27 protein-coding genes and 1 pseudogene are annotated in these 26,397 nt (G+C 60.9%); 10 read left to right on the top strand and 18 right to left on the bottom strand.

Features of this window, described 5'->3' with window-relative positions:
• Positions 1–8: 8 nt before the first annotated feature.
• Entirely contained in the window at positions 9–1,223 is a 1,215-nt protein-coding gene (locus BDB13_RS14885) for a M50 family metallopeptidase (RefSeq protein ID WP_094272316.1), read from the bottom strand.
• A gap of 6 nt (positions 1,224–1,229) precedes the next feature.
• The gene (dxr, locus tag BDB13_RS14880) at positions 1,230–2,387 is read right to left on the bottom strand and encodes a 1-deoxy-D-xylulose-5-phosphate reductoisomerase (RefSeq protein WP_094272315.1); all 1,158 of its coding nucleotides are present in this window, start codon (positions 2,385–2,387) and stop codon (positions 1,230–1,232) included.
• Between the two features lie 120 nt (positions 2,388–2,507).
• Here dxr and BDB13_RS14875 point away from each other — a divergent pair, with 120 nt between their 5' ends.
• Entirely contained in the window at positions 2,508–2,777 is a 270-nt protein-coding gene (locus tag BDB13_RS14875) for a DUF2631 domain-containing protein (protein WP_094272314.1), read from the top strand.
• An 81-nt stretch (positions 2,778–2,858) separates the two neighbouring features.
• Here the strand turns inward: BDB13_RS14875 and rlmN are convergent, their stop codons facing one another.
• Positions 2,859–3,968, bottom strand: coding sequence for a 23S rRNA (adenine(2503)-C(2))-methyltransferase RlmN (gene rlmN, locus BDB13_RS14870; protein ID WP_094272313.1), 1,110 nt, complete (start codon positions 3,966–3,968; stop codon positions 2,859–2,861).
• A 102-nt stretch (positions 3,969–4,070) separates the two neighbouring features.
• On the opposite strand from rlmN, the gene BDB13_RS14865 reads away from it, so the two are divergent.
• Positions 4,071–4,481 carry a LapA family protein gene (locus BDB13_RS14865; protein WP_094272312.1) on the top strand — a complete coding sequence of 137 codons (411 nt, stop codon included), beginning with the start codon at positions 4,071–4,073 and terminating at the stop codon, positions 4,479–4,481.
• Positions 4,482–4,576: 95 nt separating this feature from the next.
• Positions 4,577–5,419: an HpcH/HpaI aldolase/citrate lyase family protein gene (locus BDB13_RS14860; protein ID WP_094272311.1), complete on the top strand. Its 843-nt coding sequence runs from the start codon at positions 4,577–4,579 to the stop codon at positions 5,417–5,419.
• Between the two features lie 80 nt (positions 5,420–5,499).
• On the opposite strand, the gene BDB13_RS14855 is transcribed toward BDB13_RS14860, so the two are convergent.
• From BDB13_RS14855 to rpsB, 6 genes are all read right to left on the bottom strand, one after another.
• Complete coding sequence (locus tag BDB13_RS14855) at positions 5,500–6,228, bottom strand: class I SAM-dependent methyltransferase (protein WP_094272310.1); 729 nt, start codon at positions 6,226–6,228, stop codon at positions 5,500–5,502.
• Positions 6,229–6,234: 6 nt separating this feature from the next.
• Complete coding sequence (locus tag BDB13_RS14850) at positions 6,235–7,131, bottom strand: phosphatidate cytidylyltransferase (protein WP_094272309.1); 897 nt, start codon at positions 7,129–7,131, stop codon at positions 6,235–6,237.
• 52 nt (positions 7,132–7,183) lie between these two features.
• Complete coding sequence (gene frr, locus BDB13_RS14845; protein ID WP_094272308.1) at positions 7,184–7,741, bottom strand: ribosome recycling factor; 558 nt, start codon at positions 7,739–7,741, stop codon at positions 7,184–7,186.
• A gap of 70 nt (positions 7,742–7,811) precedes the next feature.
• Entirely contained in the window at positions 7,812–8,540 is a 729-nt protein-coding gene (pyrH, locus tag BDB13_RS14840; RefSeq protein WP_094272307.1) for a UMP kinase, read from the bottom strand.
• Between the two features lie 213 nt (positions 8,541–8,753).
• Complete coding sequence (gene tsf / locus BDB13_RS14835; RefSeq protein WP_094272306.1) at positions 8,754–9,581, bottom strand: translation elongation factor Ts; 828 nt, start codon at positions 9,579–9,581, stop codon at positions 8,754–8,756.
• Positions 9,582–9,696: 115 nt separating this feature from the next.
• Positions 9,697–10,566 carry a 30S ribosomal protein S2 gene (gene rpsB / locus BDB13_RS14830; RefSeq protein ID WP_094272305.1) on the bottom strand — a complete coding sequence of 290 codons (870 nt, stop codon included), beginning with the start codon at positions 10,564–10,566 and terminating at the stop codon, positions 9,697–9,699.
• Positions 10,567–10,870: 304 nt separating this feature from the next.
• Here rpsB and BDB13_RS14825 point away from each other — a divergent pair, with 304 nt between their 5' ends.
• Positions 10,871–11,380: a M23 family metallopeptidase gene (locus BDB13_RS14825; protein WP_094272304.1), complete on the top strand. Its 510-nt coding sequence runs from the start codon at positions 10,871–10,873 to the stop codon at positions 11,378–11,380.
• A gap of 2 nt (positions 11,381–11,382) precedes the next feature.
• Here the strand turns inward: BDB13_RS14825 and BDB13_RS14820 are convergent, their stop codons facing one another.
• Positions 11,383–12,501 (bottom strand): MinD/ParA family ATP-binding protein, encoded by a 1,119-nt coding sequence (locus BDB13_RS14820; protein WP_094272303.1) that lies wholly within the window; start codon positions 12,499–12,501, stop codon positions 11,383–11,385.
• 123 nt (positions 12,502–12,624) lie between these two features.
• Positions 12,625–13,557, bottom strand: a complete 933-nt coding sequence (locus tag BDB13_RS14815; protein ID WP_094272302.1) for a tyrosine recombinase XerC — start codon at positions 13,555–13,557, stop codon at positions 12,625–12,627.
• Positions 13,558–13,635: 78 nt separating this feature from the next.
• On the opposite strand from BDB13_RS14815, the gene BDB13_RS14810 reads away from it, so the two are divergent.
• The gene (locus BDB13_RS14810) at positions 13,636–14,826 is read left to right on the top strand and encodes a multidrug effflux MFS transporter (RefSeq protein ID WP_094272301.1); all 1,191 of its coding nucleotides are present in this window, start codon (positions 13,636–13,638) and stop codon (positions 14,824–14,826) included.
• On the opposite strand, the gene BDB13_RS14805 is transcribed toward BDB13_RS14810, so the two are convergent.
• From BDB13_RS14805 to BDB13_RS14780, 5 genes are all read right to left on the bottom strand, one after another.
• Positions 14,823–15,593: a siderophore-interacting protein gene (locus BDB13_RS14805; protein WP_094272300.1), complete on the bottom strand. Its 771-nt coding sequence runs from the start codon at positions 15,591–15,593 to the stop codon at positions 14,823–14,825. The genes BDB13_RS14810 and BDB13_RS14805 overlap by 4 nt on opposite strands.
• A gap of 277 nt (positions 15,594–15,870) precedes the next feature.
• Complete coding sequence (locus tag BDB13_RS14800; protein WP_094272299.1) at positions 15,871–16,230, bottom strand: histone-like nucleoid-structuring protein Lsr2; 360 nt, start codon at positions 16,228–16,230, stop codon at positions 15,871–15,873.
• A 477-nt stretch (positions 16,231–16,707) separates the two neighbouring features.
• A complete protein-coding gene (dprA, locus tag BDB13_RS14790; protein ID WP_094272297.1) occupies positions 16,708–17,835 on the bottom strand; it encodes a DNA-processing protein DprA in 1,128 nt (375 codons plus the stop codon).
• The gene (locus BDB13_RS14785) at positions 17,832–19,340 is read right to left on the bottom strand and encodes a YifB family Mg chelatase-like AAA ATPase (protein ID WP_094272296.1); all 1,509 of its coding nucleotides are present in this window, start codon (positions 19,338–19,340) and stop codon (positions 17,832–17,834) included. Before BDB13_RS14785 ends, dprA begins: the two co-directional genes overlap by 4 nt.
• Complete coding sequence (locus BDB13_RS14780) at positions 19,340–19,696, bottom strand: YraN family protein (RefSeq protein WP_094272295.1); 357 nt, start codon at positions 19,694–19,696, stop codon at positions 19,340–19,342. Before BDB13_RS14780 ends, BDB13_RS14785 begins: the two co-directional genes overlap by 1 nt.
• A gap of 530 nt (positions 19,697–20,226) precedes the next feature.
• Here BDB13_RS14780 and BDB13_RS14775 point away from each other — a divergent pair.
• Positions 20,227–20,961, top strand: coding sequence for a hypothetical protein (locus BDB13_RS14775; RefSeq protein WP_094274929.1), 735 nt, complete (start codon positions 20,227–20,229; stop codon positions 20,959–20,961).
• Between the two features lie 73 nt (positions 20,962–21,034).
• Here the strand turns inward: BDB13_RS14775 and BDB13_RS14770 are convergent, their stop codons facing one another.
• The gene (locus BDB13_RS14770) at positions 21,035–22,648 is read right to left on the bottom strand and encodes an ABC-F family ATP-binding cassette domain-containing protein (RefSeq protein ID WP_094272294.1); all 1,614 of its coding nucleotides are present in this window, start codon (positions 22,646–22,648) and stop codon (positions 21,035–21,037) included.
• 520 nt (positions 22,649–23,168) lie between these two features.
• Here BDB13_RS14770 and BDB13_RS14765 point away from each other — a divergent pair.
• The 4 genes from BDB13_RS14765 (at position 23,169) to BDB13_RS14750 (ending at position 25,985) form a co-directional block, all read left to right on the top strand.
• Positions 23,169–23,891: a hypothetical protein gene (locus BDB13_RS14765; RefSeq protein WP_094272293.1), complete on the top strand. Its 723-nt coding sequence runs from the start codon at positions 23,169–23,171 to the stop codon at positions 23,889–23,891.
• Between the two features lie 103 nt (positions 23,892–23,994).
• Positions 23,995–24,411 (top strand): hypothetical protein, encoded by a 417-nt coding sequence (locus BDB13_RS14760; protein WP_094272292.1) that lies wholly within the window; start codon positions 23,995–23,997, stop codon positions 24,409–24,411.
• A 76-nt stretch (positions 24,412–24,487) separates the two neighbouring features.
• Entirely contained in the window at positions 24,488–24,706 is a 219-nt protein-coding gene (locus BDB13_RS14755; protein ID WP_094272291.1) for a hypothetical protein, read from the top strand.
• A gap of 97 nt (positions 24,707–24,803) precedes the next feature.
• On the top strand, positions 24,804–25,985 hold the full coding sequence (locus tag BDB13_RS14750; protein ID WP_094272290.1) for an RtcB family protein: 1,182 nt from the start codon (positions 24,804–24,806) through the stop codon (positions 25,983–25,985).
• 74 nt (positions 25,986–26,059) lie between these two features.
• Here BDB13_RS14750 and BDB13_RS14745 read toward each other — a convergent pair.
• A pseudogene (locus BDB13_RS14745) lies at positions 26,060–26,364 on the bottom strand (DUF2469 domain-containing protein).
• Positions 26,365–26,397: the final 33 nt, after the last annotated feature.

The following is a 26,397-nucleotide window of genomic DNA, read 5'->3' as shown; positions in this document are numbered from 1 at the left end:
GGTCGACGCTATCCGAAGATCTTGATGGGGTTGACGATGTCTGCCGTCAATGTCAGCAACATGAACGCGCCGCCAATGACGATGAAGACGTAGGTGATCGGCAAAAGTTTTGTGTAATCCACGGGACCACCGGCGATCAGACCGCGACGCGCACGGAACCAGTCACGAATCCGTTCGTAGAACACGACCGCGATGTGGCCACCGTCGAGAGGCAGCAGCGGGAGGATGTTGAACACGCCGAGGAAAAAGTTGATCGACGCGAGTAGGCCCACAAACATCGCCCATTCAGCGCGATCAGCGGCTTCACCACCGATGACACTGGCTCCGACCACGCTGATCGGTGTGTCCTGCGCACGCTCACCACCGGTGACGGACTCCCAGAGCGCACCGACCTTCGACGGAATATCAGCCAACGCCTTCACCGAGTCGACCAACAACTCGCCGGTGTAGTCGAACGCTGCGGGTACTGCAGTGAGTGCGTTGTACTCGATCCATGTCGCGCTGGGACCGCCGATTCCCACCGCCGACACTTCTTGCTTCACCGGGACTCCGCTGGCGGAATTCACGTATCGCTGGACTCGGTCAGGCACCACCGTGATCGACATCGACTGCCCGTCACGCTCAACCGAGAAGACAACGGGACCCTCTACTCCGCGGATCGCCTTGGCAACTTCGGGAAAGGTCTCCGTCTTCTGCCCGTCGACGGCTGTGATGCGATCGCCGGCACGCAAGCCCGCCTCGCCGGCGGGGCCTCCGCCGGAGCATTCCGTCAGATCGAAGTTTCCTTCCTGACCCAACTGATCAGGCGCAACACAGGTGACTGCCTGTACCACCGGCGGCGCCGGCTCACCCCGCCCCCAGCCGAGTAGCAGGCCGTAGATCAGGACGAGCCCCAGGATGAAGTTCATCGCGATGCCACCCGACATGACGACGACGCGCTTCCACGTCGCCTTCTTGTACATGGCGTACGGCTCTTCTTCGGGCGTCATCTCGTCGAGCGCCGTCATGCCCGCGATGTCGCAGAAACCACCGAGAGGGAGCGCCTTGAGTCCGTATTCGGTCTCACCACGACGGAACGAGAAAATCTTGGGACCGAAGCCGATGTAGTAGCGGCGAACTCTCATGCCCAGCGCCTTGGCCGTCCACATGTGGCCGGCCTCGTGCAAAGCGATGGACACGCCGATACCGAGGGCGAACAGCACTACGCCAAATGCGAAAACCACGAAGCTCTAGCCCTCCTGCTTCACGAGCTGACGCGCTCGCGTGCGTGCCCAGCCGTCTGCGGCCAGAACGTCGTCCACCGTAGTCGGTTCCGCCGACCACTCGCCCGCTTCATCGAGAACAGCGGACACCGTACGAACAATGGTCGGGAAAGTAATGACACCGTCGAGAAATGCCTGCGCAGCAATCTCGTTGGCGGCGTTGTAGATTGCCGTGAAGCAGCCACCGGCCTTGCCGGCGCTACGGGCCAACTCGACGGCCGGAAAGACCGTTTCGTCGAGCGGCTCGAAATCCCACGTCGACGCCTTCGTGAAGTCGCATGCCGCAGCGGCGCCGGCAATTCGATCGGGCCATCCCAACGCGAGGGCGATCGGGAGCTTCATGTCCGGCGGACTCGCCTGCGCCAAAGTCGAACCGTCGAAGAACGTGACCATGGAATGGACGATCGACTGCGGATGGACCGTGACGTCGATCCGGTCGTAGTCGATACCGAAGAGCAAATTCGTCTCGATCAACTCGAGTCCCTTGTTCACCAGGGTTGCCGAGTTGAGAGTGTTCATCGGACCCATCGACCAGGTGGGATGGGCGCCGGCTTGCTCAGGCGTCACAGACTCGAGAGCCTGCGCCGTCCAGCCACGAAACGGCCCACCCGACGCAGTGAGAACCAAGCGCGCCACTTCGTCGGCGGTACCGCCGCGCAGGCACTGCGCCAGCGCCGAGTGTTCGGAGTCGACGGGCACGATCTGACCGGGCGCCGCGGCCTTGGTGACCAGCGCGCCGCCGGCGACCAACGATTCCTTGTTGGCAAGGGCCAACCGTGCACCCGACTCGAGAGCAGCCAAGGTCGGTTCGAGTCCCAGCGATCCGACCAGAGCGTTGAGAACGACGTCGGCGCCGCTCTCGCGTACCAACTCCGCTGCAGCACCAGGACCGGAACGGGCCGTCACGGAATGAAGCGAAGCTGCGGCGTCCGGATTGGCAACGGCGACGTCACTGACCCCCGTCGCTTCGATCTGCTGGGCCAACAATTCGACGTTGTTCCCGCCGGCAGCCAGACCGACCACTTCGAACCGTTCGGGGTTAGCGGCGATGACTTCCAAGGCCTGAGTACCGATGGAACCGGTACTGCCGAGGAGAAGGACGCGAGTGGGTCTGGTTTCCTGCACTCGTCCATTGTTCCTGATAAGACCTGAGAACAACCTTATCGACGCCCAACTACGTACGACGGCCGGTCGTATGTCACGATATTGGGCAGTAGTTCAACCGAATGAGCAGGAGGATCGACCGTGGCCGATACCCAGTTGGACGTCAAGTCCAGCGCCCCCGTCGTGGTCTCGCACGTCGATGAGGCCGAGGTTCCCTCAGCCGCATGGGGGTGGAGTGGCGAAAGCCTCAAGGCGATGCGTATTGCCGGATGGTTCTTCACGGTATTCCTTCTCCTGATGATGATCGGCAATCACAGCGGCAAGGTCGAGGACCTGTGGCTGATCGGTACCGCCGGCTTGATGGCGATCATCTTGATCCGCGACATGGTTGTCCGTCGCCACCCGCGATAGAGACAGACACCCTCGATAGCGACAGACAAACAAAGACCTCCACGAACCCAGTGTTCGTGGAGGTCTTTTGTGTTGGAGCTCTTAGTTTTCGGCAGCCAACTGACCACAGGCAGCTGCAATCTCCTGGCCACGCGTATCGCGAACCGTGCAGGAAACACCCTGAGCGATGACACGGCGAACGAACTCGCGCTCGACATCCTTGGGGCTGGCGTCCCATTCGCTACCCGGGGTGGGGTTGAGCGGAATCAGGTTGACGTGAACAAGGCCGCCCAAGGCCTTCTTCAGTTTCTTACCGAGCATGTCGGCGCGCCACGGCTGATCGTTGACTTCCTTGATCATCGCGTACTCGATCGACACGCGTCGGCCGGTCTGATCGGCGTAGTACCGCGCGGCTGACAAGACCTCCGCCACAGACCACCGGTTGTTCACCGGAACCAGGGTGTCGCGCAATTCGTCGTCAGGCGTATGCAAAGACACGGCGAGCGTGACGCTCAGGCCCTCGTCGGCCAGCTTGCGGATGGCCGGAGCCAACCCGACGGTCGAGACGGTGACAGATCGCTGCGAGAGTCCGAGTCCGTCGGGCGCCGGCGACGTGATGCGACGTACGGCAGCAACCACTCGCTTGTAGTTAGCCAGCGGCTCGCCCATGCCCATGAACACAACGTTGGAGAGCCGGCCCGGTCCACCGGCGATCTCGCCGTCGCGCATCGCGGCAGCCGCGTCACGAACCTGGTCGACGATCTCAGCCGTGGAAAGGTTCCGGTCGAGGCCCGCCTGGCCCGTTGCGCAGAACGGGCAGGCCATTCCGCAACCAGCTTGGCTCGAAATGCACAAAGTCGCGCGTTCCGGGTAACGCATGAGGACGCTCTCGAGCAGCGTGCCGTCGTGCGCCTTCCACAGGGTCTTGCGAGTGTCTCCGGAATCACACGAGAGGTGCTTGATCGGCGTCAGCAATTTCGGGAACAGGGACTCCCCCACCTTCTCCCGCACCGACGCCGGAAGATCGGTCATCTTCTCGGGATCGGCTTCGAGCCGCGCGTAGTACTGCCGAGCCAACTGATCGGCCCGGAAAGCGGGCAGACCCAGCTCTTTCACCGCTTCTTTGCGCTCTGCGGAATCGAGGTCGGCGAGGTGCCGAGGAGGCAGTCCGCGCTTGGGTGCATTGAAGACGAGGGGAAGAGAGGCAGCCATAGTTACACCATTCTCCCATTGTTTTGACGTTCGCCCCCACCGCGGCCCGATTGTGAGCCCGTAGAGCGTGCATGTTCACCGCTATTGCGTGATGATCGACTCATGTCCAGCACACCCGAAGACCCGTCGAACGCGCCCGTGTACGGTCCGACAGACGGATTCGGATCCGACCCGGAACTACCCAAGACGGACGATACGACGGCCGTCGAAAAGCACTATCCTGAACCTGTTGCCCCACCCACTTCCACACCGACCGGAACCGCCGTCACCGACCGCACCCGCGCAGCGACAACCTGGGTTGGCCTGGTCATTGGCGCGATCGTGCTGATCCTTCTGCTGGTATTTATCCTGCAGAATCTGGAAAGTGCTTCGGTCAAGATCCTGGCGTGGCAGATAGATTTTCCACTCGGCATCACGATCTTGCTCTCGGCGATTGCCGGGGCGCTGATCATGGCGTTGGCCGGCGGAATACGCATCGTTCAGATCCGGCGTGCAGCGAAGCGGCAACTGTGACTGAAATCTAGTTACGCAATTGGCCTGAACCGGTGCTCACCAGGCATCATTGGTGTCGTGAAAATCACCGGAAAGGCCCTGATGTGACTACTCACATGGAGAGACCCGTGACCGTACGAATTGCGCCTGAGCAGGCAAGATCGTGGCTACTGGTCCCTGCATCCAAACCGAACACCTTCGACGCCGCGCTTGCCAGCGCGGCCGACGCCGTCATCCTCGATCTCGAGGATGCAGTTACCCCACCCGACAAGCCTGCCGCCCGAAAAGACGTCGTCGATTTCCTGAGCGGACACAACCGTGCGTGGGTGCGCATCAATGACGCGACAACCCCGTTCTGGGAAGAGGACCTCGCCGCACTGGCCGGACTCCCCGGCCTCGAAGGCGTCATGCTCGCAAAGACCGAGAGTGGCCAGCAGATCGAAGCCACCGCCGAGCGACTCCCCGAGGGCACCAAGATCCTGGCACTCGTCGAATCGGCTGTCGGACTCGAAGCCGCACCGGAGATCGCACGCACCGACGGAACCTTCCGCCTGGCATTCGGCAGCGGAGACTTCCGACGCGACACCGGGATGGACGACTCCCCCACCTCGATGTCCTACCCGCGCTCGCGCCTGACCATTGCCAGCCGCGCAGCCCGTATCGCCGCACCGATCGACGGCCCCACGCTGGGTACGGATCAAGATCTGCTCGCGCGCGACTGCGCAATCACCCTCTCGCTCGGCATGGCCGGCAAACTGTGCATGACCACGGCGCAGACCGCCCCCGTCAATGCCGGATTGAGCCCGTCCATCGCCGACGCGGTCTGGGCACAGGACGTCATCGACGACCTCGGCGAAGACGGCTCACGGGTACGCGACGGCAGTGACCTGCCGAGACTCGCAAAGGCAAAGAAGATCCACAAGCTTGCCACCCTGTTCCACATCACGAATCAGCGCTAATTTTTCCTTAGCTCTGAATCGGTGCAGAAGGCGTCAGGCGCTCAGACTTTCGGGAGCGCCTGACGTGAGACTCCAGCAGGTCAGATGATTTCCAACGACTGCGGCTTCACACGGACGTGCACGCGATAGCGAACGGGAAACGACAGTCCGGAGACCTGCGCAAACGCACGCTCCGCAGTCTTCTCGGTGAACTCGATACCGAGAACCCGACGCAGGTCGTCCCGAGTCGCGAACTCCCACCGGGTATCCACACGGGCGAGCGAAAATCCCTGTGCCGCGAAGAACGCTTCAACAGCGGCCGCGTCGTACTTGGGGAGATCGGCGCGCATCCAATCGCCGTACGGCGACGCCCTGACGTCGAGGTCCACGATCATCAGCGCACCACCCGGCCGAAGAATGCGCATTGCTTCACGGATCCCCGCGCCACATCCCTTGCCGAAGAAGTAGGCAGTACGGGCGTGAACAAGATCGACCGAAGATTCGTCGATTCCCGTCGACTCGGCGGACCCTTCGACCACATCGATCAAGGCAGAACCGCGTGTTCGATCACGCGCCAACGTCACAAGGGGTGGGTGCGGTTCCACTCCGACGACGCGACGCGCGTCGCGAGCAAATTCCGGAAGATGAAAGCCGGCACCGCAACCGATGTCGACGACGTCGCGGTCAGTCCAATCCACAGCAGCCCGCATTGCTGCCCAGACGGCGCCGTCGACGTCCTGCGCTCGATTCTCGACCTCGTACACGTCCGGCCAGTGCCAGATGTTCGGACTGGGAATCGGCTTGGCCCGGCCCGAGAACAACTCACGCACGAGAGATCAGACGAGTGCGTACAAGATCAGCCATGTGACAAACGCTGACGGGAGAAGCGAATCCAGCCGGTCCATGATTCCGCCGTGGCCCGGCAGGAGGGTGCCCATGTCCTTGATTCCGAGCTCGCGCTTGACCTGCGACTCGATGAGGTCACCCAAGGTCGCGACGACGACGAGGACAACTCCGAGTAGAACACCGATCATCGAGTTCGCGTCGAGGATCAGCGTCACCGTCAGCAAGCTGCCGATCACACAGAAGATCATCGAACCGGCAAAGCCTTCCCAGGACTTCTTCGGACTGACCGCGGGAACCATCGGATGCTTACCGAACAGCACACCGGCGGCGTAACCACCGACGTCGGAACACACCACACCGATCATCAGGACTGCGACTCGCCCCGGGCCGTCGTCTTCGAGAACCATCAGGGCACCGAACGATGCCAACAGTGGAATCCACGCCAGTACGAACACCGTGATCGATGCGTCGCGCAGGAAGTTCTTGGGGGTGGCTTTCAATCCGTGGTCGAACAGTCGCCACACCATGCACACCAATACGGTGGCGGTGAACGCGCTGATCACACCGGTGGGACCCCAGGGCCAACCCAACCAGATCGTTGCCTGGCCGCCGATCAACAGCGGGATCCGCGGAACCTCGATGTCAGCTTCACGCAGACGCGTGGCGACTTCCCACGTCGCGATGAACATCGCGATGGCAACAACGGCTATCCAGCCGGGCGGCAGGAAAACCAAGGTCCCGATGACCAAGGCTCCGAGACCAAGTCCGACGCCGATGGCGGCAGGAAGATTCCTGCCGGCCTTCGACGTAGGCGGCTGCGCGCCAACAGCGCCCCCCGTCGGCCCGTCCGTGACGGGACCGCCGGCGGTTCCCTCTTGTGCGTGCACCCAAACTCCCTGATCTACTCCCGACAAACAAACACGTGGAACGCGAGGAGGATTAGACCTCCATCAATTCCGCTTCCTTGTGCTTGACGAGCTCCTCGACAACGTGCACGTACTTGGCCGTGGTCTTGTCGAGTTCCTTCTCGGCGCGGCCGACCTCGTCCTCGCCGGCGTCGCCGTCCTTCTGGATACGGCTGAGCTCGTCCATCGCCTTGCGACGGATATTGCGGAGCGTGACCTTGGAATCTTCGCCCTTGGACTTGGCCTGCTTGGCAAGTTCACGACGACGTTCTTCGGTGAGCTGCGGAACCGAAATCCGGATGATGCTGCCGTCGTTGGACGGGTTGACACCGAGATCCGAGTTACGGATTGCAGTCTCGATGGCATTGAGCTGCGAAGCCTCGTACGGCTTCACGATCACCATGCGAGCCTCGGGCACATTGATGCTCGCGAGCTGCGTGATCGGCGTGATCGAGCCGTAGTAGTCGATCACGATGCGAGAAAACATGCCGGGGTTTGCGCGTCCGGTACGAACCGAGCCGAGATCGTCCTTGGCCACCGCGACAGCCTTTTCCATCTTTTCTTCGGCTTCGAAGAGCGCTTCATCAATCACGGCTGTTCCTCCATATCGGTCTGCTTCATGTCGTTCAGGGTCGATTTGTCGAGCGAATTGTGGGTGTCGATCACGACTTGATCAGTGTGCCGATCTTCTCACCGGACACCGCGCGTGCGATGTTTCCTTCGGTAAGGAGGTTGAACACCATCATCGGCATCGCATTGTCCATGCACAGGCTGAACGCCGTCGCGTCAGCGACCTTGAGCTCACGTTCGATGACCTCGCGGTGCGTGATCTGGTGATACATCGTCGCGGTCGGGTCGAGACGCGGGTCAGCGGTGTACACACCGTCGACTGCCTTTGCCATCAGCACTACCTCGGCACCGATTTCCAGAGCGCGCTGCGCCGCTGTGGTGTCCGTGGAGAAGTAGGGCATTCCCATGCCGGCGCCGAAGATGACTACGCGCCCCTTCTCGAGGTGCCGACGTGCGCGCAAAGGCAGGTACGGCTCAGCCACCTGTCCCATCGTGATGGCAGTCTGCACCCGGGAGTCGACGCCGGCCTTCTCCAGGAAATCCTGCAGAGCCAGGCAGTTCATGACCGTGCCGAGCATGCCCATGTAGTCGGAACGCGCGCGGTCGAGGCCACGCTGCTGCAGCTCGGCGCCGCGGAAGAAGTTTCCACCGCCGATGACCACTGCTACCTGCACGCCCGATCGGACGACCTCCGCGATCTGCTCAGCCACCTTGGTGACCACATCGGGGTCGAGTCCGACCTTGCCGCCTCCGAACATTTCGCCGCCGAGTTTGAGCAGGACCCGCTTGAATCCTGGACGTTCGTTGGCTGGTTCGGACATTGTTCTCCTCAGTTCGATACAAGACCCGGTGGGGTCCTTAATTCCTTATTCAATCGCCGAATTGGTACCGGCGATTCACAAATCTTCAGGACGATCTTTCGAGACGCGTCCCGAAGGCACTCTTATCCTGCCTCATCGGAGGCCACAGGTACACGTAGACCCCGCCGGATGAGCGATGCTCTTCTGGCGGGGTCCATGTGTACGGGCTCCGGATTAAGCGGAAGCGCCGACCTCGAAACGCACGAAGCGCTTGACGGTCGCGCCGGCCTCGTCGAGGATCGCCTTGACGGTCTTCTTGGAGTCGGTAACCGAAGACTGCTCGGTCAGTACGACGTCCTTGAAGAATCCGTTGACGCGGCCTTCGATGATCTTCGGCAGAGCCTGCTCGGGCTTGCCTTCTGCGCGGGCGGTCTCTTCGGCGATGTGACGCTCGGAAGCGACGATCTCCGCGGGAACCTCGTCACGCGTGACGTACTTGGCCTTGAGTGCTGCAACCTGCATAGCTGCTCCACGAGCAGCCTCGGCAGCGGCATCGCCTTCGCCGATGTACTCGACGAGGACGCCGACAGCGGGCGGCAAGTCGGAGCTGCGCTTGTGCAGGTACACGGCAACGGGGCCGTCGAAGGTTGCGACGCGGCTCAGTTCGAGCTTCTCGCCGATCTTCGCGGACTGCTCCGTGATGACGGTGGCGATGGTCTTGCCGTCGAGCTCGAGCGCCTTGAGAGCGTCGAGGTCAGCAGGCTTACCAGCTGCGGCGACGGTCACGATGGCGTCGGCGAGCTTGATGAAGTCTTCGTTCTTGGCAACGAAGTCGGTCTCGCAGTTGATCTCGATCATGACGCCGTCCTTGGCGACAACAAGACCTTCAGCGGTGGTGCGCTCTGCGCGCTTTCCGACATCCTTTGCGCCCTTGATGCGCAACTGCTCGACAGCCTTGTCGAAATCGCCGTCGGTTTCTACGAGTGCGTTCTTGCACGCCATCATTCCGGAGCCGGTGAGCTCGCGGAGCCGCTTGACGTCTGCGGCGGTGTAGTTCGCCATGGTGAGCGATCCTCCTCGTTTGTCTGTTTCGGACGTGGTCTTCGGTGAAGCAAATGCCCTACCGGCGAAAACGGCCCCGACCAAAGGAACTCTGGTCAGGGCCGGTTTCAAGGAATCAGGCCTCGGTGGCCGGTGCCTCTGCGGCGGGGGCAGCTTCAGCCTCGGCAGCCGGAGCTGCTTCTTCGGCGGGAGCAGCTTCAGCAGCGGGTGCAACGTCGGAGAGCAGTTCCTGCTCCCACTCTGCGAGGGGCTCGCCGGCTGCGGTCTCGGGCTTTGCGTCCTTGTCGGCGCTCAGTCCGGCACGCGCCTGCAGGCCCTCGGCAACCGCGGAAGCGACAACCTTGGTGAGCAGTGCTGCGGAGCGGATGGCGTCGTCGTTGCCCGGGATCGGGTAGTCGACGAGGTCGGGGTCGCAGTTGGTGTCCAGGATCGCGATGACCGGGATGTTCAGCTTGCGAGCCTCGGCAACTGCCAGGTGCTCCTTGTTGGTGTCGACGATCCACACAGCGGAAGGAACCTTGGCCATGTCGCGGATACCACCGAGGGTGCGATCCAGCTTGGTCATCTCACGCGTGAGCATGAGGATTTCCTTCTTGGTGCGACCTTCGAATCCACCGGTCTGCTCCATTGCCTCAAGCTCCTTGAGGCGGATGAGACGCTTGTGGACGGTCGTGAAGTTGGTGAGCATGCCGCCGAGCCAACGCTGGTTGACGTAGGGCATTCCGACGCGAGTGGCCTCAGAAGCGATGGACTCCTGTGCCTGCTTCTTGGTGCCGACGAAGAGGACGCTGCCGCCGTGGGCAACCGTCTCCTTGACGAACTCGTACGCCTTGTCGATGTACGTCAGCGTCTGCTGGAGGTCGATGATGTAGATGCCGTTGCGGTCGGTCAAGATGAAACGCTTCATCTTCGGGTTCCAACGACGGGTCTGGTGCCCGAAGTGGGTACCGCTGTCAAGCATCTGCCGCATAGTTACAACGGGCATTGTTGTTCTCTCTTTCAATTCGGTTGCTGCGCAGTGCCGGTGACACCGCGCCCTGGCGCCCACACGGCCGTCGGACCCGTATCCGGAAATACAGGACCAGCCGAAGGCCGAAAAAACGTGCGCGGGCGCGCGAAGTCGGACTGTGCGAACACAGACCGCTCGACAAGTGTACGTCCTTGTCGGGCAATGCCATAACCAGCTCGGTATCGCAAAGAATTCTTCCACATTGGGGATACCACCCGAACCTGTGGATAACCACCCTGATCTGGGCTTTCACGAAACAAATCGGCGTCACACTCAGGGGATGACACCTTCTGCATTGCTTCGGCGAATCGCCGTCACACTGTGCACGCCGGCCGTGATGGCTGCCTTGTCGAACAGCCCGACGGCCGTCGCGGAGGCGCAATTCGACTGGCCGTTGATGCCCCGGCCCCGGGTGGAGCGCGTCTTCGACAATCCCGAGAAGAACTGGCTCCCCGGGCATCGCGGTGTCGACCTGGCTGGAACCGTCGATCAGGCGGTGCTTTCAGCCGGCGCTGGAACCGTGGCCTTCGCCGGGACAGTTGCGGGAAAGCCGGTGGTATCCGTCGACCATGTCGGCGGCGTCCGAACAACCTATGAACCAGTCACGGCAGTGGTCGCGGCAGGTGAACGTGTGGGAATCGGAACGGTGATCGGCACACTCGAACCGGGACACGAGGGCTGCGCCGCGGCCGCCTGTCTCCATTGGGGGCTACGACGCGGCCGTGAGTACCTGGATCCTCTCGGATTGATCCATGATCAGCCGCTCCGACTCAAACCACTTCGACGCTGATCTCAGCGCCATTCTGCAACGGCGTGACGCCCGGCGGAATCAGCGAAATCGTCGGCAACCATTGCAGCCAACTCCATGAACGCCCGCTTGGTTGCAGGCCGGAGCAGCTCCAGGTCCATGATCGATCCTTCAGCGAGGTGTTCATCGAAGGGCACAACCTTGACCGCCCGGCACCGACGCATGAAGTAATCGGTGAGCGCGTCCATGTCGATGACACTCGAACCGGGGCGCGCGGCGCTGACAACAACAACAGTGCGTTCCACCAGATGCCCGTATCCATGCATCTGCAACCAGTCCAAGGTTGCGGCAGCACTGCGCGCGCCGTCCACTGCGGGCGAACTGACCAGCACCAGTGAGTTGGCGAGGTCGAGAACCCCCGTCATGGCGGAATGCATGATTCCGGTTCCACAGTCCGTCAGGATGATGTTGTAGTACACCTGCAAAATGTCGATGACCTGGCGATAGTCATCTTCGCTGAACGCCTCGGAGATAGCCGGATCCTGCTCGCTCGCCAAAACCTCGAGCCGACTGGGCGCCTGCGACGTGTGGATCCGCACATCCGAGTAACTGTTGATGTCCGGCCTCGCCGCGATCAGATCCCGGACTGTCGACGGCGTCTGCAATGGAACACGCTGCGCCAACGTCCCGAAATCCGGGTTGGCGTCGACAGCTACAACACAGTCGCCGCGCAGTGAGGCAAATGTCGATCCGAGCCCGACGGTGACCGTTGTCTTGCCCACTCCCCCTTTGAGCGAGAGCAGGGCAATTCGGTAGTCGTTTCGGATCGGCTGCTCGATCCGCGCCACCAGTGCCTGGTCACGGAGATCTGAATTGGACTCTCCGAGATTGACAAACCCTCCGGTAGCCCGGTGGAGACCCCGCCGCCAGCCGCCACGTGGAGTCCGTCTCGCCCGCTTCAGTAATGCGTCAGCAACCAGATCCTGATTGGTAACTTGCTGTTGACTCGACTGGCCGGCCGCCTGCGGTGGCGCCGTCCACGACTCTTGTGCCCACGCCTGAGGTTCCGGCACAGGGACCGGCACCAGGGCAATCGGAGTCGGTTCTGCAACCCAGGCAGTCTGGCCGGCCTGCGGCAGGTGTTCCACGTTTTGGCGATTCACGATTCCCCCGGAAATTGCATATCATCGAGCGGCACAACATGGTTGTCCAACCTTGCTGATTGTCCACTCTTTCACTTCGCGACGCTACCAAATCACGCAACAGAACTCCCGTCACGCAAATTTTCAGGCTCGAGGATGCGCCTGATCGTGGACTGCCCGGAGTCGTTCGACCGATACATGCGTATACAGCTGAGTAGTCGCCAGGCTCGAATGTCCGAGCAATTCCTGGACTACACGAAGGTCTGCTCCACCTTCCAGCAAATGTGTCGCTGCCGAATGGCGAAGTCCGTGCGGCGCCAGGTTCGGAGCTCCGGGAACTGCCGCCACGCTCTCGTGCACCACCGACCGCGCCTGGCGTTGATCGAGCCGTCCGCCGCGCTTGCCCAGCAACAGTGCGCTGCCCGATTTCTCCGTCGCCATCATCGGCCGTCCAGCCTCGAGCCACTGCTCGATTGCCGATTCGGCCGGCAATCCGTACGGCACCGACCGCTCCTTGTTTCCTTTACCGAGGACACGCAACAAACGACGATCTGCATCCACGGATTCCAGGTCGAGTCCGCACAGTTCCCCCACACGAACTCCGGTGGAATACAAAAGCTCCATGATCAATCGATCACGAAGCGCAACCGGATCACGTTGTTGCGCACCAATCTTCGACGCTTCCATCGCCTCGATGGCCTGATTCTGACGCAACACCACCGGCAGGGTCCGCTGGGCCGGTGGCGCAGTCAACCGCGAGCCGGGGTCCGCCGGAATACGAGCAGTCTGTGCAAGCCAAGCCGTGAATCCCCGCGCCGACGACACTCGCCGCGCGACCGTTGTTCGAGCCGTTCCCGCCGCATTCTGTGCGGCCAGCCAAGAACGGAGTACCCGCAGATCCAGTTCAGCCAGTTCGACGTCAGCCGACTGCCGGGCAAGATGCTGGAGCAACGAACGAACATCGCCGACGTAGGCGCGGATAGTGTGCTCCGAACGTCCACGCCCGAGGCGCAAATGTTCGGCATATGCGTCGAGATGGATCGACAGCTCTCGCGGCAGGTCATCTCTCATCGTCATACGGTTACCTGCCTCGTCTGAAACTTCAAGTGTCCTCGCCGATAGGGTTGGCCGGTGAACCGAGCAATTCCCCTAAGAATGCTGTGCATTCTCGCGCTGATTTCCGCAATTGCACCACTCGCCACCGACATGTATCTGCCAGGACTGCCGATCATGGCCGAGTCGCTCGACACATCCGCTGCCAGCATCCAGTTGACACTGACGACGTTCATGGCGGGGCTTGGAATCGGGCAACTGATCATCGGACCCATCTCGGACGGAATCGGGCGTCGACGCCTACTGCTCGGCGCTGCCGCGATCACCACATTCGCCAGCGCTGCCTGTGCTCTCGCCCCCACCATCGAATTTCTGATCGGTGCCCGTTTGATCCAGGGCCTGAGCGGCGGCGCGGCCATTGTGCTCGCCAGGGCTTGCATTGCGGATCGTGCTCGCGGTGACAGCGCAGCAAAGATGTTCAGCATCATGATGATCATCGGCGGAATCGCACCGGTGGTGGCTCCGCTGATCGGCGGAGTACTACTCGATCCGATCGGCTGGCGCGGCATCTTCTGGGTGCTGACGATCGCCGGCGGAATCATGGTTGCCGGCGTCATCACCCTGGTACCGGAAACATTGCCACCCGAGCGTCGGCACGGCGGCGGATTGAAAGCGCTCGTCGCGAACCTGGGTTATGTCACCGGCAACCGCCGCTATCTCGGCTACGCGCTGGCCTTCATCTTCGGATTCGGCGCCCTGTTCTCGTACATCTCCGCGTCACCGTTTGTCGTCCAGGACGTCCTGGGATTGACACCGTCACAATTCTCGATGGTGTTTGCGGTCAACGCCATTGGCATGGTTGTCGCTGCCACGATCACGACTCGATTGCTTGGCCGGGTCAGTGCACGGACGCTCTTGATCTTCGGAGTAGGCCTCCTCGTGACCGCTGGAACGGTGCTGCTGTGCGCCGCTGCACTTTTCAACTCAACCAATCCGGCCACACTGCTCATTCCGCTGTTCGTTTCGGTATCCAGCATCGGATTTATCATGGGCAATGCAACAGCGCTTGCGCAGGGCGAGGTCACCGGGGCAGCCGGTACCGGGTCCGCATTGATGGGCGCGGGCCAGTTCGGATTGGCGGCCGCAGTGTCGCCGCTAGTGGGAATTGCCGGACCGGATACCGCCGTTCCGATGGCTGTAGCAATTCCCACCTTCGGTTTGCTCGCCGCTGTGGCGTTGACACTGCTCACCCGAAGCGGTCATGCCCAAGAGAAATTGTCGACGAAGAGCTAGCGTTCGGAAGCTGCCAACTCCGACTTCCAGACCCGGAATCCCTCTTCTGTACGTCCACGACGCCAGTAGCCTGAGATCGATGCGGATCCCGCCGGAACACCGCGATCCTTTCGGATGTACGAGCGCAGATTATGCATGACAGCTTGCGCCTCGCCGTGAATGAATACCTGCGGAGAACCCGGGAGCCATTCGAGTGCCCTCACTGCCGCGATTAGCGGCGCATTGTCGCCGGCTGATTCATCGCCGACCAGGTCCGAGGACGCTCCCCGGTATACCCAATTGACGACAATGCCATTCGGAGTGTTGATGGCAATCTCATCCTCGACCCCACCCACTTCGAGGACGAGGTAACCGATCGCATCGGGCGAAAGCCGTTCTACGGCGGCAGAAATTGCCGGAATGGCAGATTCGTCACCCGCATAGAGATGCCAATCCGCCGATATTTCCGGCGAAAAGGCGCCGCCGGGCCCTCTCATTGTTATCTCAGCACCAGCTGACACGGACGCAGCCCACGGGCCCGCTATCCCCGCGTCACCATGAACGACAAAATCGATCGCAATCTCGCGAGCCTTGCTGTCGTAACTTCGGATCGTGTACGTCCGAAGCACCAAGTCGTCGGCGGTTCCGAATTCGATCTTCACATACGAGTCACTGAACGCACTGGGAGTGAAGCTATCGAACCCATGACCGCCGAGAAACACCCGCACCATGTGTGGGGTCAATTTCTGCGTACGCAGGACGGTCAGCGTTGTTGTCGGCTTGGCCACAGGTACATCCTCCAAAGTTAGCGTTACCTAACTATGGTACATGGATTTGCGATTGGCGACGGGCGACAGATAGCAAACACGGCTACTTGATGTCGCAAATACCGGCCGAATCAGTGGATGGTAATCACTCAAACCGACCAACCCGAATGACCGAAGAGGAAAGACGGTATCCATATCTTCACGGAAAATCTTCAATTCCGACCAACGGCAAAGGAAGGGTAAATACAACTCTGGCACCCCACAAATTCTGTGGGGTGCCAGAGAAGTTCAATGCACTCTAGTGTGCTGCATCGAATGCGTCGATGATTTCCGCTTTGATGCGGCCACGCGGTGCAACCTCGTAGCCATTCTTCGCGGCCCAGTCACGGATAGCCTGCAGAGTCTCCTTGGAGCGCCCCGAACCCGATGTAGCCTGCGGAGATGTGAGCTGCGACTTCTTGCCGCGACGAGTGGTCACCTTGGCTGCAGCGTCAACGAACGGCTTGACCGCAGCGTCGAACTTTTCTGCATTGGTAGCGCGAAGGTCGATCACATAATCGGTTCCCTGGTAGGAGAACTCGATACGATCACCGAAACCGTCGTCGATCGGCTTACCGTCGAGATCGTCAATGAGTTGACGAATCAGCTTCTCAGCCATTGCACTCCTCTTTCAATGAAATGTTTCGCTTTCAGTTCACAATACACAGATTCTCGCTCCGGTAACAAAGATGGCCACAGAACCGATCCGACCGAACAGACCTCTTGGTACGCATTGGCGATGGGTTAGCGACATTGCATTGCTTCAAAAGTGGTGCTCGCACCTCAACCGGGACGATTCATTTCGATGATCGATAGACGACATCACTCACATCTCTATCTCGCCGATACCGACTAATCGGAGTTTAAGCACATCTGCCTGAGACTTTCCTGAGACTTGCTTACGACATTGCTTCAAGCAAACCAGTCACACGCCCGCATCTTGCCGACATATCCGCAAACTCCCCCTCAAAACCGCTCTGACATGCCCCTAACCTTGGTTCGTCGCCCTCGGCTCGGATCTGCCCAATGATTCGACGAGCGATCCAGCAAATGTCCCGAATACCATTGCCGACCAAATCCGCCGAAAAATCGGGCACTATTTGGCACGGAACCATCCGCTGCCATCGGAACCGACAAATCCCTCCAACTCGAGCAGCGGAAGCGTTGCGCGTACCTGAGAAATCAGCAACCCCGATTCCTCGGACAACTCATTCGTGCTCCGCGAGCCGGTTCCCGGTAATGCTTCGTAGACGAGACGAGAATTACCCTTCAATGAGTCGATGTCACGAACAGCTGCGGCATCGGATTCCGAATCGACAAGATTGAAGGGTCCGGAGACTTCTACAACGTCCACTGCATTCGCCACCAAATGGGCTTCCCCTTCGCGGATCATTCGATGGCAACCCGCCGACGAGGCAGATGTCACCGGCCCGGGGACAGCCATTACCGGGTGCCCGAGTTTCCGCGCCCAATTCGCGGTGTTCCGCGCACCGCTGCGCCATCCTGCTTCGACAACAACCACACCGTCGGATAATGCCGCGACCAATCGGTTTCGGGCTAAGAATCTGAACTTCGCCGGTGTCGTCCCCGGTGGATACTCACTGACCACCGCGCCCGAGTTCACGATCTGACGTAATAGACGCGCATGCCCTGACGGATAAGCGCGATCCACTCCGCAAGCCAGCACTGCAACTGTGGTCCCACCGACGCCCAATGCTGCACGGTGAGCTGCCCCGTCGATTCCGAAGGCAGCACCAGAGGTAACCGTCCAACCGTCCACTGCCAGATCGCCCGCGATCTCAGCGGTGACATGCTCCCCGTAGGACGTCGAGGCCCGGGTTCCCACAATCGCCACCGAACGCTCCGTTAATTCCGAAAGATCCCGAGAACCCAAGACCCACAGAACAAATGGCGGAACCTCCCCCGACGCTGCATCCAACCCGTCGAATGCGAGCAGTCGCCAGGCCGGCCATTCGGGAGAATCCGGTGTGACCAACCTTCCGCCCATCGCGGCCATCAGATCCAGATCACGTTGCGCCGTATCGATATGTGCGCGGGCGCGAGTCTTCTCCTCCAACGATGACGGCAGGTCACGGGTCTTCACTGCGTGCGCGGTCTCCTCGACTCCGAGGTGCTCGACCAATGCCGACAGGTGAACGCTCGGGCCTTGAGCAACCGTCGACAGGTATGCCCAGGCGAGTTGTTGCGGATCATGCGCGGTCATTGGAATCCCCTGTCCCTGAAATCGAGTGCTGTCACGACCTGATCTGCCCCGGGCATGGTTTCGCCGGCCAAATCCGACACTGTCCACGCAACTCTGATCGCCCGATCTGCCCCTCGAGCAGTGATCACGCCCTTACGGAGGGCACGCTCGACGGGCGCCAAGGCCTCGCGGGAAAGTCGGAACTTCTGCCGCAGCGCCGGTCCCGGGACCTCGGCGTTTGTTCGCCATCCGTAGGCACTCCAGCGCTCCGACGCCGCGTCCCGCGCCGCCGCCACCCGGATTCGCACACTCTCGGTGCTCTCCCCTACCTCGTCGATCAGCGCGCCGGTAGCGACCGCCTGCATCCGTATTCTGATATCGACACGATCCAGTAAAGGACCCGAAAGTTTACCTAGATAGCGACGCCGCGCTGCTGGCGCGCACACGCAGTCCGCATCACGAGGCGGCGCGCACGGACACGGATTTGCGGCCAGGATCAGTTGGAATCGTGCCGGGTACCTCGCGACGCCGTCCCGGCGGGCAATGCGAACTTCGCCGTCTTCCAAGGGCGTTCGCAAAGCCTCGAGCACTTTGACGCCGATCTCGGCACATTCGTCGAGGAATAGAACTCCGCGATGCGCCCGACTCACCGCACCCGGACGCGCCATCCCACTACCACCCCCCACCAACGCACTCACCGACGAACTGTGATGCGGCGCAATAAACGGCGGCATATCGATCAACGGATGATCCGCAGTCAACACCCCCGCCACCGAATGAATAGCCGTCACCTCCAACGCCTCACTCTCGGTCAACGGCGGCAATATCCCCGGAAGACGCTGCGCCAACATCGTTTTCCCAATCCCCGGCGGACCCGTCAACATCAGATGATGCGCTCCCGCCGCCGCCACTTCGATAGCCCACCGCGCATCCGCCTGCCCCACAACCTCACTGAGATCACTGACCCCGATCTCCTCAGCCCGCTCGAAAGGCTCCGGCACCGGCAGATAAATCTCACCCCGCAACCACGAAATCACCGAAGACAGATCATCAGCGCCCAGCACCTCGATGCCCTTCACCAACCCCGCCTCCGCCATTGCCGCACGCGGAACAACCACCGTGCCCCACCCCGCCCGCTTCGCCGCCAACACCGCCGGCAGCACACCTCGTACCGTCCGCAGCCGGCCATCCAACGCCAACTCCCCCAGAAAAACAGTCGACCGCAACTCCGTGCGCGGCAACTTCTTTGCCGCATCCAACACAGACAAAGCTAGAGCCAGATCGTAGACGCTGCCGACTTTCGGCAATGTCGCCGGCGACAACGCCAGAATCACTTTGCTGTCCGGCCACTCCTCGTTGGAATTGGTGACGGCCGCGCGAATCCGATCCCTCGATTCATGCAACGCCGTGTCCGGCAGACCCACCAAATGCACGGCCGGCAGACCGCGCCCGATATCAGCCTCGATCTCCACGATCTGACCGTCGACGCCGCTGACCGCCACCGAATGCGCCCGTCCCAGCGCCATCAGAACGCGTCCACAAAATGCTCGATCACCGGTTCCTGATTACGACAAATCAAGACAGCCACCACATCGAAACGAACCTTCGACCACGACCGACCCGAATCACCGAGCCACTGCAGCGCCAACACCCGAATCCGACGACGCTTCGCAAACGTCACCGCCTCCGCCGGCGACCCGTATCCCAGCCCGCTGCGGGTCTTCACCTCCACGAACACGATTCGATCATCTTCCGTGGCAATGACATCCAACTCGCCGTACCGGCATCGCCAATTCCGTTCGACGATGTCAAGACCTGCATCGATCAGGAATTCGGTAGCCAAATCCTCGCCCCGAGCCCCCAACGCCATATTCCCCGCCATGACAGACCCCCGAAGTTATTACTTCCCGCGCGCCCGCAGATACGAAACGCGTCCCACGCGTCACAGTGCTCCACCGAAACCACTGACAGGAAAATGGAAACCAGCCTGTGGATAACCGGGCACTTGTGGAATTGAGGAGCAGCGCAGAACCCTCCAACGAGGCGACTTGCCGATAGATAACCAGCGCTCGCGAAAATCTCGCCAGATGCCGCACCGCCACTGAAACCAGGTGAGATAACAATACGCATTCTTGCAGGTAGTAGCGGTATTGTAGCCACAACTTGAGGTTGCCCTAAAACCTTGCGTAGCCGATCACCCAGCACGCCGGCAGTCACGCAGACATTCATTCGCAATCTTTTTTGGAAATATTTTTGCCGATTCACCCCAAGATGGACATTCGTCCTGTAGACATAGTGACGTCCGACCTCAGAGGCTCCAAATCGTCGAGGTCGGACCTGCATCCCAGCCTGACGCCGGGGCGTCCAGGAATCAAAATTGCACGTACGCCCGATCGAATGGAGTACTACAACATGTCTCGCCGCTCACTACGCCAAGCTGTAGCTACCGCTGCGTCCCTGACCCTGCTTGCCGCTGGCGTCACCTTTGGGCTCGGAGCCTCGGTGGCACAGGCCTCACCCGCCTGCAGCACTACGCAGTCAATTACCTCGAAGTGGGCCGGTTCCGTTTGGACGCCCTACACCCTCGCCAAGGAGGTTGGCAGCGGCGGCAAGGTCGCCCCGGGACAAGAGATCACCTACGTCACCAAGGTGACTGGCTCAGGAGCACTAGTAAAGTCGATCTGGGACTACCACCCGGCTGGGTTCCAGCTGGTGAAGGCTCGCCTGAACGTCAATTGGGCTGTGGGGGGCCAGTCGTGGTCGGACGTCACTAGTACCGTCATCAAAGGCAACGATAATTCCGTTATGGTCTCAGGCAATGGTTGGACCACAGCTGGTGGCACCATCGCTCTGGAAACCACCTACAAGGTCCCCAGTAACGCCCAAATTGGCGCCCAAATCGACAGCGGCGGCGGAACCGATATTGCCCTCATAAGCGGCTACTGGGACGTCAACCCGATGGGCGTCTGCGTCACCATCCGTGAGCCCAACGCCATCGAGGCCGGCTCGGGCAGCCTCGACAATGCGGGCCTCGGCTCGGTGAACACCGGATCGGGCCAGGTCTTCGGATCCATCACCGACCCGCAGGGATCGATGACCAACGTCATCGGCGGAATCATCAGTAACGTGATCGGCGGCATGAGCTAACTCAGCCAAGCAAAGACAATGGGCGGAGCCACCAGCGCATGCTGGTGGCTCCGCCCCTTTTGCGCCGTACTCCCTACCGGGCCTCCGACGCACGGTCCAATCTGACTTCGCGGCCTTGCCAGCGAGACCGCAGCCAACGGTCGTGACTGGCCACCACGATGGCACCCGGGCCGGTACCCAGAGCATCCTCCAACTCGTCGCACAGACGCGGCGAAAGATGGTTGGTGGGCTCGTCCAGAAGCAACAACTCCGGTGGACGCGCCACCAACAATGCCAACGCCAGACGGCGGCGTTGGCCTACCGACAACTCGACAACCACCTTGTTCAGATCCCAAAGAGGCAGCAGCCCAAGGGAATTCAACGGAATCGACTCAGCGATCTCAGTGCCGAGTGCCAGATCGTAAATTTCCTGCGCGGTATGGTCGGCCCGATCGAACGTAGTGTCCTGAGCGAGTAGGCCCGTCGTCAATCCCGGCCGCCGTACCGTGCCGGCAGATTCCAGCGTGCCCGCCAGTACCGCAAGCAACGTGGACTTGCCGGCGCCGTTCAACCCGGTGACCAGCAGTCGATCTGTAGTTGCAACGTCAAGGTGAGCAATCGACAATCGACCCGGAACTCTCACTTCCCGCAGAGTCAGCAGGAACTCACCCGGCAACGGTGTGGTGAGCGCGCCGGGGTTGAACCTCAGCGGCTGGGGAGGTTCGGCAACCTGATCGCGTTCCAGCTTGTCGAAGCGCCGGGTGGCGTTGCGAACCCGACGCGCAATCTGGTTCTGCACTCGCCCACCGGCGTGGCCGTATCCCATCTTTTCGTTGTCCTGCTTCAAGCGATTCGGTGCAACCTCGTGCGCGCTGACACCGGCCGCGTAGCGCAACGCCTCCAATTCCTCCTGCTCGTCACTGAAACGCCGTTGCCAACGTGCACGTTCGGCTACTTTCTGCGCCAGATAGGCGGTGTAGTTACCGCCGTACCGGGTGGGGCCGTCCACCGCTGGATCAAGATCGATCAGGTCTGTGCAGACTGCGTCGAGAAAGGCACGGTCGTGGCTGGCGACCACAACGACACCCGGCAGACTGCGCAACTGTTCGGCCAGAAACTCCGCCGCCTCGTCGTCGAGGTGGTTGGTCGGCTCGTCAAGCAGCAACGCCGACGGCCGCCGAACCATCAGCGCCGCCAACGCCAGTCGGCTGCGCTGCCCACCGGACAACGATACGAGGGTGCGCTCGCGCGGCGCGTTCGCGAGACCGAGCCCGGTCAGGACGATCTCTGCACGCCGGTCCGCATCCCAGACTTCGTGCCGCTGGGCGTAGTCGAGGCGTTCCGCGTAGGCGTCGAGCACATCGGAATCTTCGGATTCCTGAGCGAGTTCCTGTGCAAGCCTGTCGAGTTCGACGATTGTCTCTCGCGCGTCGAGGAGTGCGTCGTCCAGCACGTCCGCGATCGTCGAATGGTTGTCGAACGACATTTCCTGCTGCAGGAATCCAAGATCGTGGGGACGCTCGACACTGCCCGCGTCGGGTTCGTCCGTACCGGCGAGCAACCTCAACAGTGTCGACTTCCCGACACCGTTTTCGCCGATCAGTCCGATCCGATTGCCCGGAGCTGCCGTGAGCGAAACTCCGTCGAGCACTCGTCGCGTTCCGAGCGTGCGGACCAGATCGTGGGCGAGCAAAGCTGATTCAGGCACGTAAAACCGCCAAAGTCGAAGGTGGAAAAAGCACGATATGCGCCGCCAGGCAGGTCTACCACTGCGCAAACCCGCACCCAACACCTAACCACTGGACCCGTTCCCCGATCGGCGGCGGAGCTGAATAGATTCCCCCATAACCGAAAGGCAAATTTGCCTATTGATAGCTATCTACCTGCGGGAACCCTGTCTGAAATCCTCGCTAACATTCGAAGTTCGGGGAGCTCGCGGGTTCACTTTTTGCTGGTACTGATCCCGCGACAACACTTGACATGAGTTCCGACCAACCAAAAGTGACACAGGTTACACCTCGGCGACATGACCGGATAGTCACCATTGCGCAAACCTCAGATACGATCAATGACGTGGATATGGTCACAAATGGACGCTTGTCTCCGACAGCCGCGTTCGGTCTCGACGTTTCTCATCCATCGTGACCAGGCCAGTATCCCCCATCCCTGACGCGGGGGCGTCCAGGACTTGCAATTGCACTAACGCCCGACCAAATGGAGAACCACAAATGTCACGCACCTCAGTACGCCGCGCTGTAGCTACCACCGCGTCCCTCACCCTCATCGCTGCCGGCGTCACCGTCGGAATGGGCGCCGGAATTGCCTCCGCCGCACCGACCTGCGAGCAGTCCTCGAGCGTGACCAAGAAAGATGCCTCGACCGGCGAACTCCTTGGCATCGGTCACACCTACACCAAGTCAGTCACCGAAGCCGAGGTAGCTGCCGGCACCGAGGTGACCTACGAGACGGTCATCAGCACCAGCGGAATTGGAAACCCGTTCGTGGACCGAGTGACTGACTTCGCGCCCGCCGGATTCGGCGCACCGGTCCAGGCTGAAGTAACAGCTTTCCACGCAATCGGTGGCCTGAAAACCGAGACCGTCGCGACGACTGCCGATGGCACCGGCTACAAGGTTGCGAACAGCGGATGGTCCGTCACCGCATCGAACCCGTTGACTGTCAAGATGACCTACCTTGTGCCTGCCGGCGTTTCTGTAGGCGACGAGATCACCAGCGGCGGCATCTCCGTTGCAGGCACCGCGGCCGTCGGCAACAACTTGCCGGACCTCGACGCTTGCTTCACCGTTCGCGGCAAGAACGCCGGCGAGTCCGTCTCCGGCAGCCTCGACGGAATGGGCCTCGGATCCTCCGACAGCAACATGTCCTCGACCGGATCGCTCAGCGACTTCATCGGCGACGTCATTTCGCGGATCTTCTCGAACGGAAGCTAAGCCTGATCCGTTCCGCTAACCGTGGACCTGCCCGAAGCTACCGCGCTTCGAGCAGGTCCACGGTTTTGTTCTATCCGAGGCCGTCGCGCCCTATTCTCGGTAGATGACAAGACTTCGCTCACGCCACCTCACTCAGGCCGCAGCAGTCGCAGCATCGGTTGCGGCGATTGCCCTCGGCAGTACCGGAATTGCGTCAGCTCAAGACGAGTGGCCGCCGATACCCCCGTACCCGAGCCCGTCGGTGCCGTTCGAGGCGTCGTATTTCCTCACCCCCGACAACCCGGCGTATTGGAATCCGTTTGTGAACGAGCCCCGGCTGACGTCGCCTTTCGGCAACAGCACCCGCATTGTGTGCACTGCATTTCACGCAACCCTGACCGGCTGCTGGCAGGCCGATCAATACGGGAATCCACACAAGCTTGTGCGTTTGCAGGCCAATTTTCCGAGCGTGACGGGATCCGGCCTTCCCGGCGGCGGGCCCGGCCACTTCGTCTACCCGGGATTCATTCCCGGGAGCTGATCAAGATTCTTCGAATCTTTGTTCGAACAGTGCTAACCTGAAACAGGACGCACCGACGAGCACATCGAGGACCGCCATGAACGAGACAACAGAGGCAACTCACGAGTTGCAGCGATTGGTCGACGAGCTGACGGTGCTCGATCAGCGCCGCGTCGATATCGGTGAGAGTTTGGTACACCTCGAGTACGTCTACGCGCACGCTGGTGCCCGACAAGAAGCAGAAGCAGCCCGAAAAGCCTTCCAGGAACAGTACGTCGGCAGAATTTACGAGCTTGCCGACGGCCTGCGCACCTGAAAATAGGTTGCGCCCACCACCTCTCGGCGAGCATTGTCATCCCGGCACACCACACAAGAACCACCAGGTTCCGATGTGCACAATGTGGGAGAAAATGATGGAGAAGATTACCAAGAGGCTGTGGAACTGGGCATCGATTCTCGACGAGAAAACTCGCGAGCAAGCGCTGCGCACGTCCCAGATGCCTTTTGTCCGGCCGCATCTGGCGTTGATGCCCGACGCGCACCTCGGTGCGGGAGCAACTGTCGGTTCGGTCATCCCAACCGAAGGCGCGATCATGCCCGCTGCTGTCGGCGTGGATATCGGCTGCGGGATGATCGCGGTCAAGACTCAGTTCAATGTCAGTGACATCGAGGGCCGCGACCTGAGCGCACTTCGCCACAGCATCGAACGCTCCGTCCCCCTCTCGGCCGGTGTCTACAACAAGACTCTGACCGAAACCGCGAAACCACGTATCGCAGAACTCGAGACCATGGCCGGCGATCGCTTGCCGTTTTACGATCAGTTCAAGAACAACTGGCGGTTTCAACTCGGAACACTGGGGTCCGGCAACCATTTCATCGAGGTCACAGTCGACGAAAATGACGCGCTCTGGCTGTTCCTGCATTCGGGCAGTCGCGGTATCGGCAACAAGATCGCACAGCATCACATCAAGATCGCCAAGGAGCTGTGCGCCCGCTGGCACATCGACTTGCCTGACCCCGACCTCGCGTACCTGATCGAGAAGACACCCGAATTCGATTGTTACATCACCGATCTCAACTGGGCGCAGCATTTTGCACTCTTGAATCGTGAGGAGATGATGGATCGGGTTGTCAAGGACTTCGCGCACTTCGTGGGTGACGGCACGCCGGCCGTCATCGAGGAACTCGAGCGGATCAACTGCCACCATAACTTCACCCAGAAGGAGTACCATCTGGGCCGCGGTGTGTGGCTGAGCAGAAAGGGTGCGATCAAAGCCGACGTCGGCACGCCCGGACTGATTCCAGGCTCCATGGGGACTGCCAGCTATGTCGTGGTGGGCAAGGGCAATGTGCCGTCGTTCAAGTCCAGCCCGCACGGCGCCGGACGTGTGTACGCCCGTAACCGGGCCCGGAAGACTTTCACGATCGACGATCTCGACAAGGCCATGGTCGGCATCGAATACAAGCGGTCGACGGCATTCCTCGACGAAATTCCCGGAGCGTACAAGGACATCGACGTGGTGATGGACGACGCGAAAGACTTGGTCGAGATCCGTCACACCTTGCGTCAGATAGTCAACGTCAAGGGCGACTGAGTCCAGAACTGACAAAGCCCGCAAACACGGATGGCCCCGCCGAGACAATCGGCGGGACCATTCGTGGAGTAGGTTCAGTCCGGCAAACGCAGGTCCGGCTTGTCCAGCTCTTCGATGTTGACGTCCTTGAACGTCACGACGCGCACGTACTTCACGAATCGGGCCGGGCGGTACATGTCCCACACCCACGCGTCGGACATCCGCAGTTCGAAGTAGATTTCGCCATCCGAATTATGCGGTAGCAGCTCGACCGTGTTGGCGAGATAAAACGTCGTTCTGTCTCCACGACGTAGGAGAACTGTCCGACGATGTCCCGGTATTCGCGATAGAGCGAAAGCTCCATCTCGGTTTCGTATTTCTCGAGATCCTCGGCACTCATCGGTTTAGCCAGTCCTCCCAGTTCGTCTGAACA

Source organism: Rhodococcus sp. OK302 (assembly GCF_002245895.1).
Taxonomy (GTDB): Bacteria; Actinomycetota; Actinomycetes; order Mycobacteriales; family Mycobacteriaceae; genus Rhodococcus_F.
Note: the sequence above shows the minus strand (reverse complement) of the source record. Positions and strands in the feature narration are given on the sequence as shown.

Bases quoted from the DNA above. Each gene is read 5' to 3' on its own strand.
- rlmN (WP_094272313.1), bottom strand. From the start codon at position 3,968: ATGGCTGCCTCTCTTCCCCTCGTCTTCAATGCACCCAAGCGCGGACTG.
- BDB13_RS14800 (WP_094272299.1), bottom strand. From the start codon at position 16,230: ATGGCTGAGAAGCTGATTCGTCAACTCATTGACGATCTCGACGGTAAG.
- pyrH (WP_094272307.1), bottom strand. From the start codon at position 8,540: ATGTCCGAACCAGCCAACGAACGTCCAGGATTCAAGCGGGTCCTGCTC.
- tsf (WP_094272306.1), bottom strand. From the start codon at position 9,581: ATGGCGAACTACACCGCCGCAGACGTCAAGCGGCTCCGCGAGCTCACC.
- rpsB (WP_094272305.1), bottom strand. From the start codon at position 10,566: ATGCCCGTTGTAACTATGCGGCAGATGCTTGACAGCGGTACCCACTTC.
- BDB13_RS14775 (WP_094274929.1), top strand. From the start codon at position 20,227: ATGTCTCGCCGCTCACTACGCCAAGCTGTAGCTACCGCTGCGTCCCTG.
- BDB13_RS14825 (WP_094272304.1), top strand. From the start codon at position 10,871: ATGACACCTTCTGCATTGCTTCGGCGAATCGCCGTCACACTGTGCACG.
- dprA (WP_094272297.1), bottom strand. From the start codon at position 17,835: ATGACCGCGCATGATCCGCAACAACTCGCCTGGGCATACCTGTCGACG.
- BDB13_RS14785 (WP_094272296.1), bottom strand. From the start codon at position 19,340: ATGGCGCTGGGACGGGCGCATTCGGTGGCGGTCAGCGGCGTCGACGGT.
- BDB13_RS14780 (WP_094272295.1), bottom strand. From the start codon at position 19,696: ATGGCGGGGAATATGGCGTTGGGGGCTCGGGGCGAGGATTTGGCTACC.
- BDB13_RS14750 (WP_094272290.1), top strand. From the start codon at position 24,804: ATGGAGAAGATTACCAAGAGGCTGTGGAACTGGGCATCGATTCTCGAC.
- BDB13_RS14755 (WP_094272291.1), top strand. From the start codon at position 24,488: ATGAACGAGACAACAGAGGCAACTCACGAGTTGCAGCGATTGGTCGAC.
- BDB13_RS14765 (WP_094272293.1), top strand. From the start codon at position 23,169: ATGTCACGCACCTCAGTACGCCGCGCTGTAGCTACCACCGCGTCCCTC.
- BDB13_RS14860 (WP_094272311.1), top strand. From the start codon at position 4,577: ATGGAGAGACCCGTGACCGTACGAATTGCGCCTGAGCAGGCAAGATCG.
- BDB13_RS14865 (WP_094272312.1), top strand. From the start codon at position 4,071: ATGTCCAGCACACCCGAAGACCCGTCGAACGCGCCCGTGTACGGTCCG.
- BDB13_RS14810 (WP_094272301.1), top strand. From the start codon at position 13,636: ATGCTGTGCATTCTCGCGCTGATTTCCGCAATTGCACCACTCGCCACC.
- BDB13_RS14815 (WP_094272302.1), bottom strand. From the start codon at position 13,557: ATGACGATGAGAGATGACCTGCCGCGAGAGCTGTCGATCCATCTCGAC.
- BDB13_RS14760 (WP_094272292.1), top strand. From the start codon at position 23,995: ATGACAAGACTTCGCTCACGCCACCTCACTCAGGCCGCAGCAGTCGCA.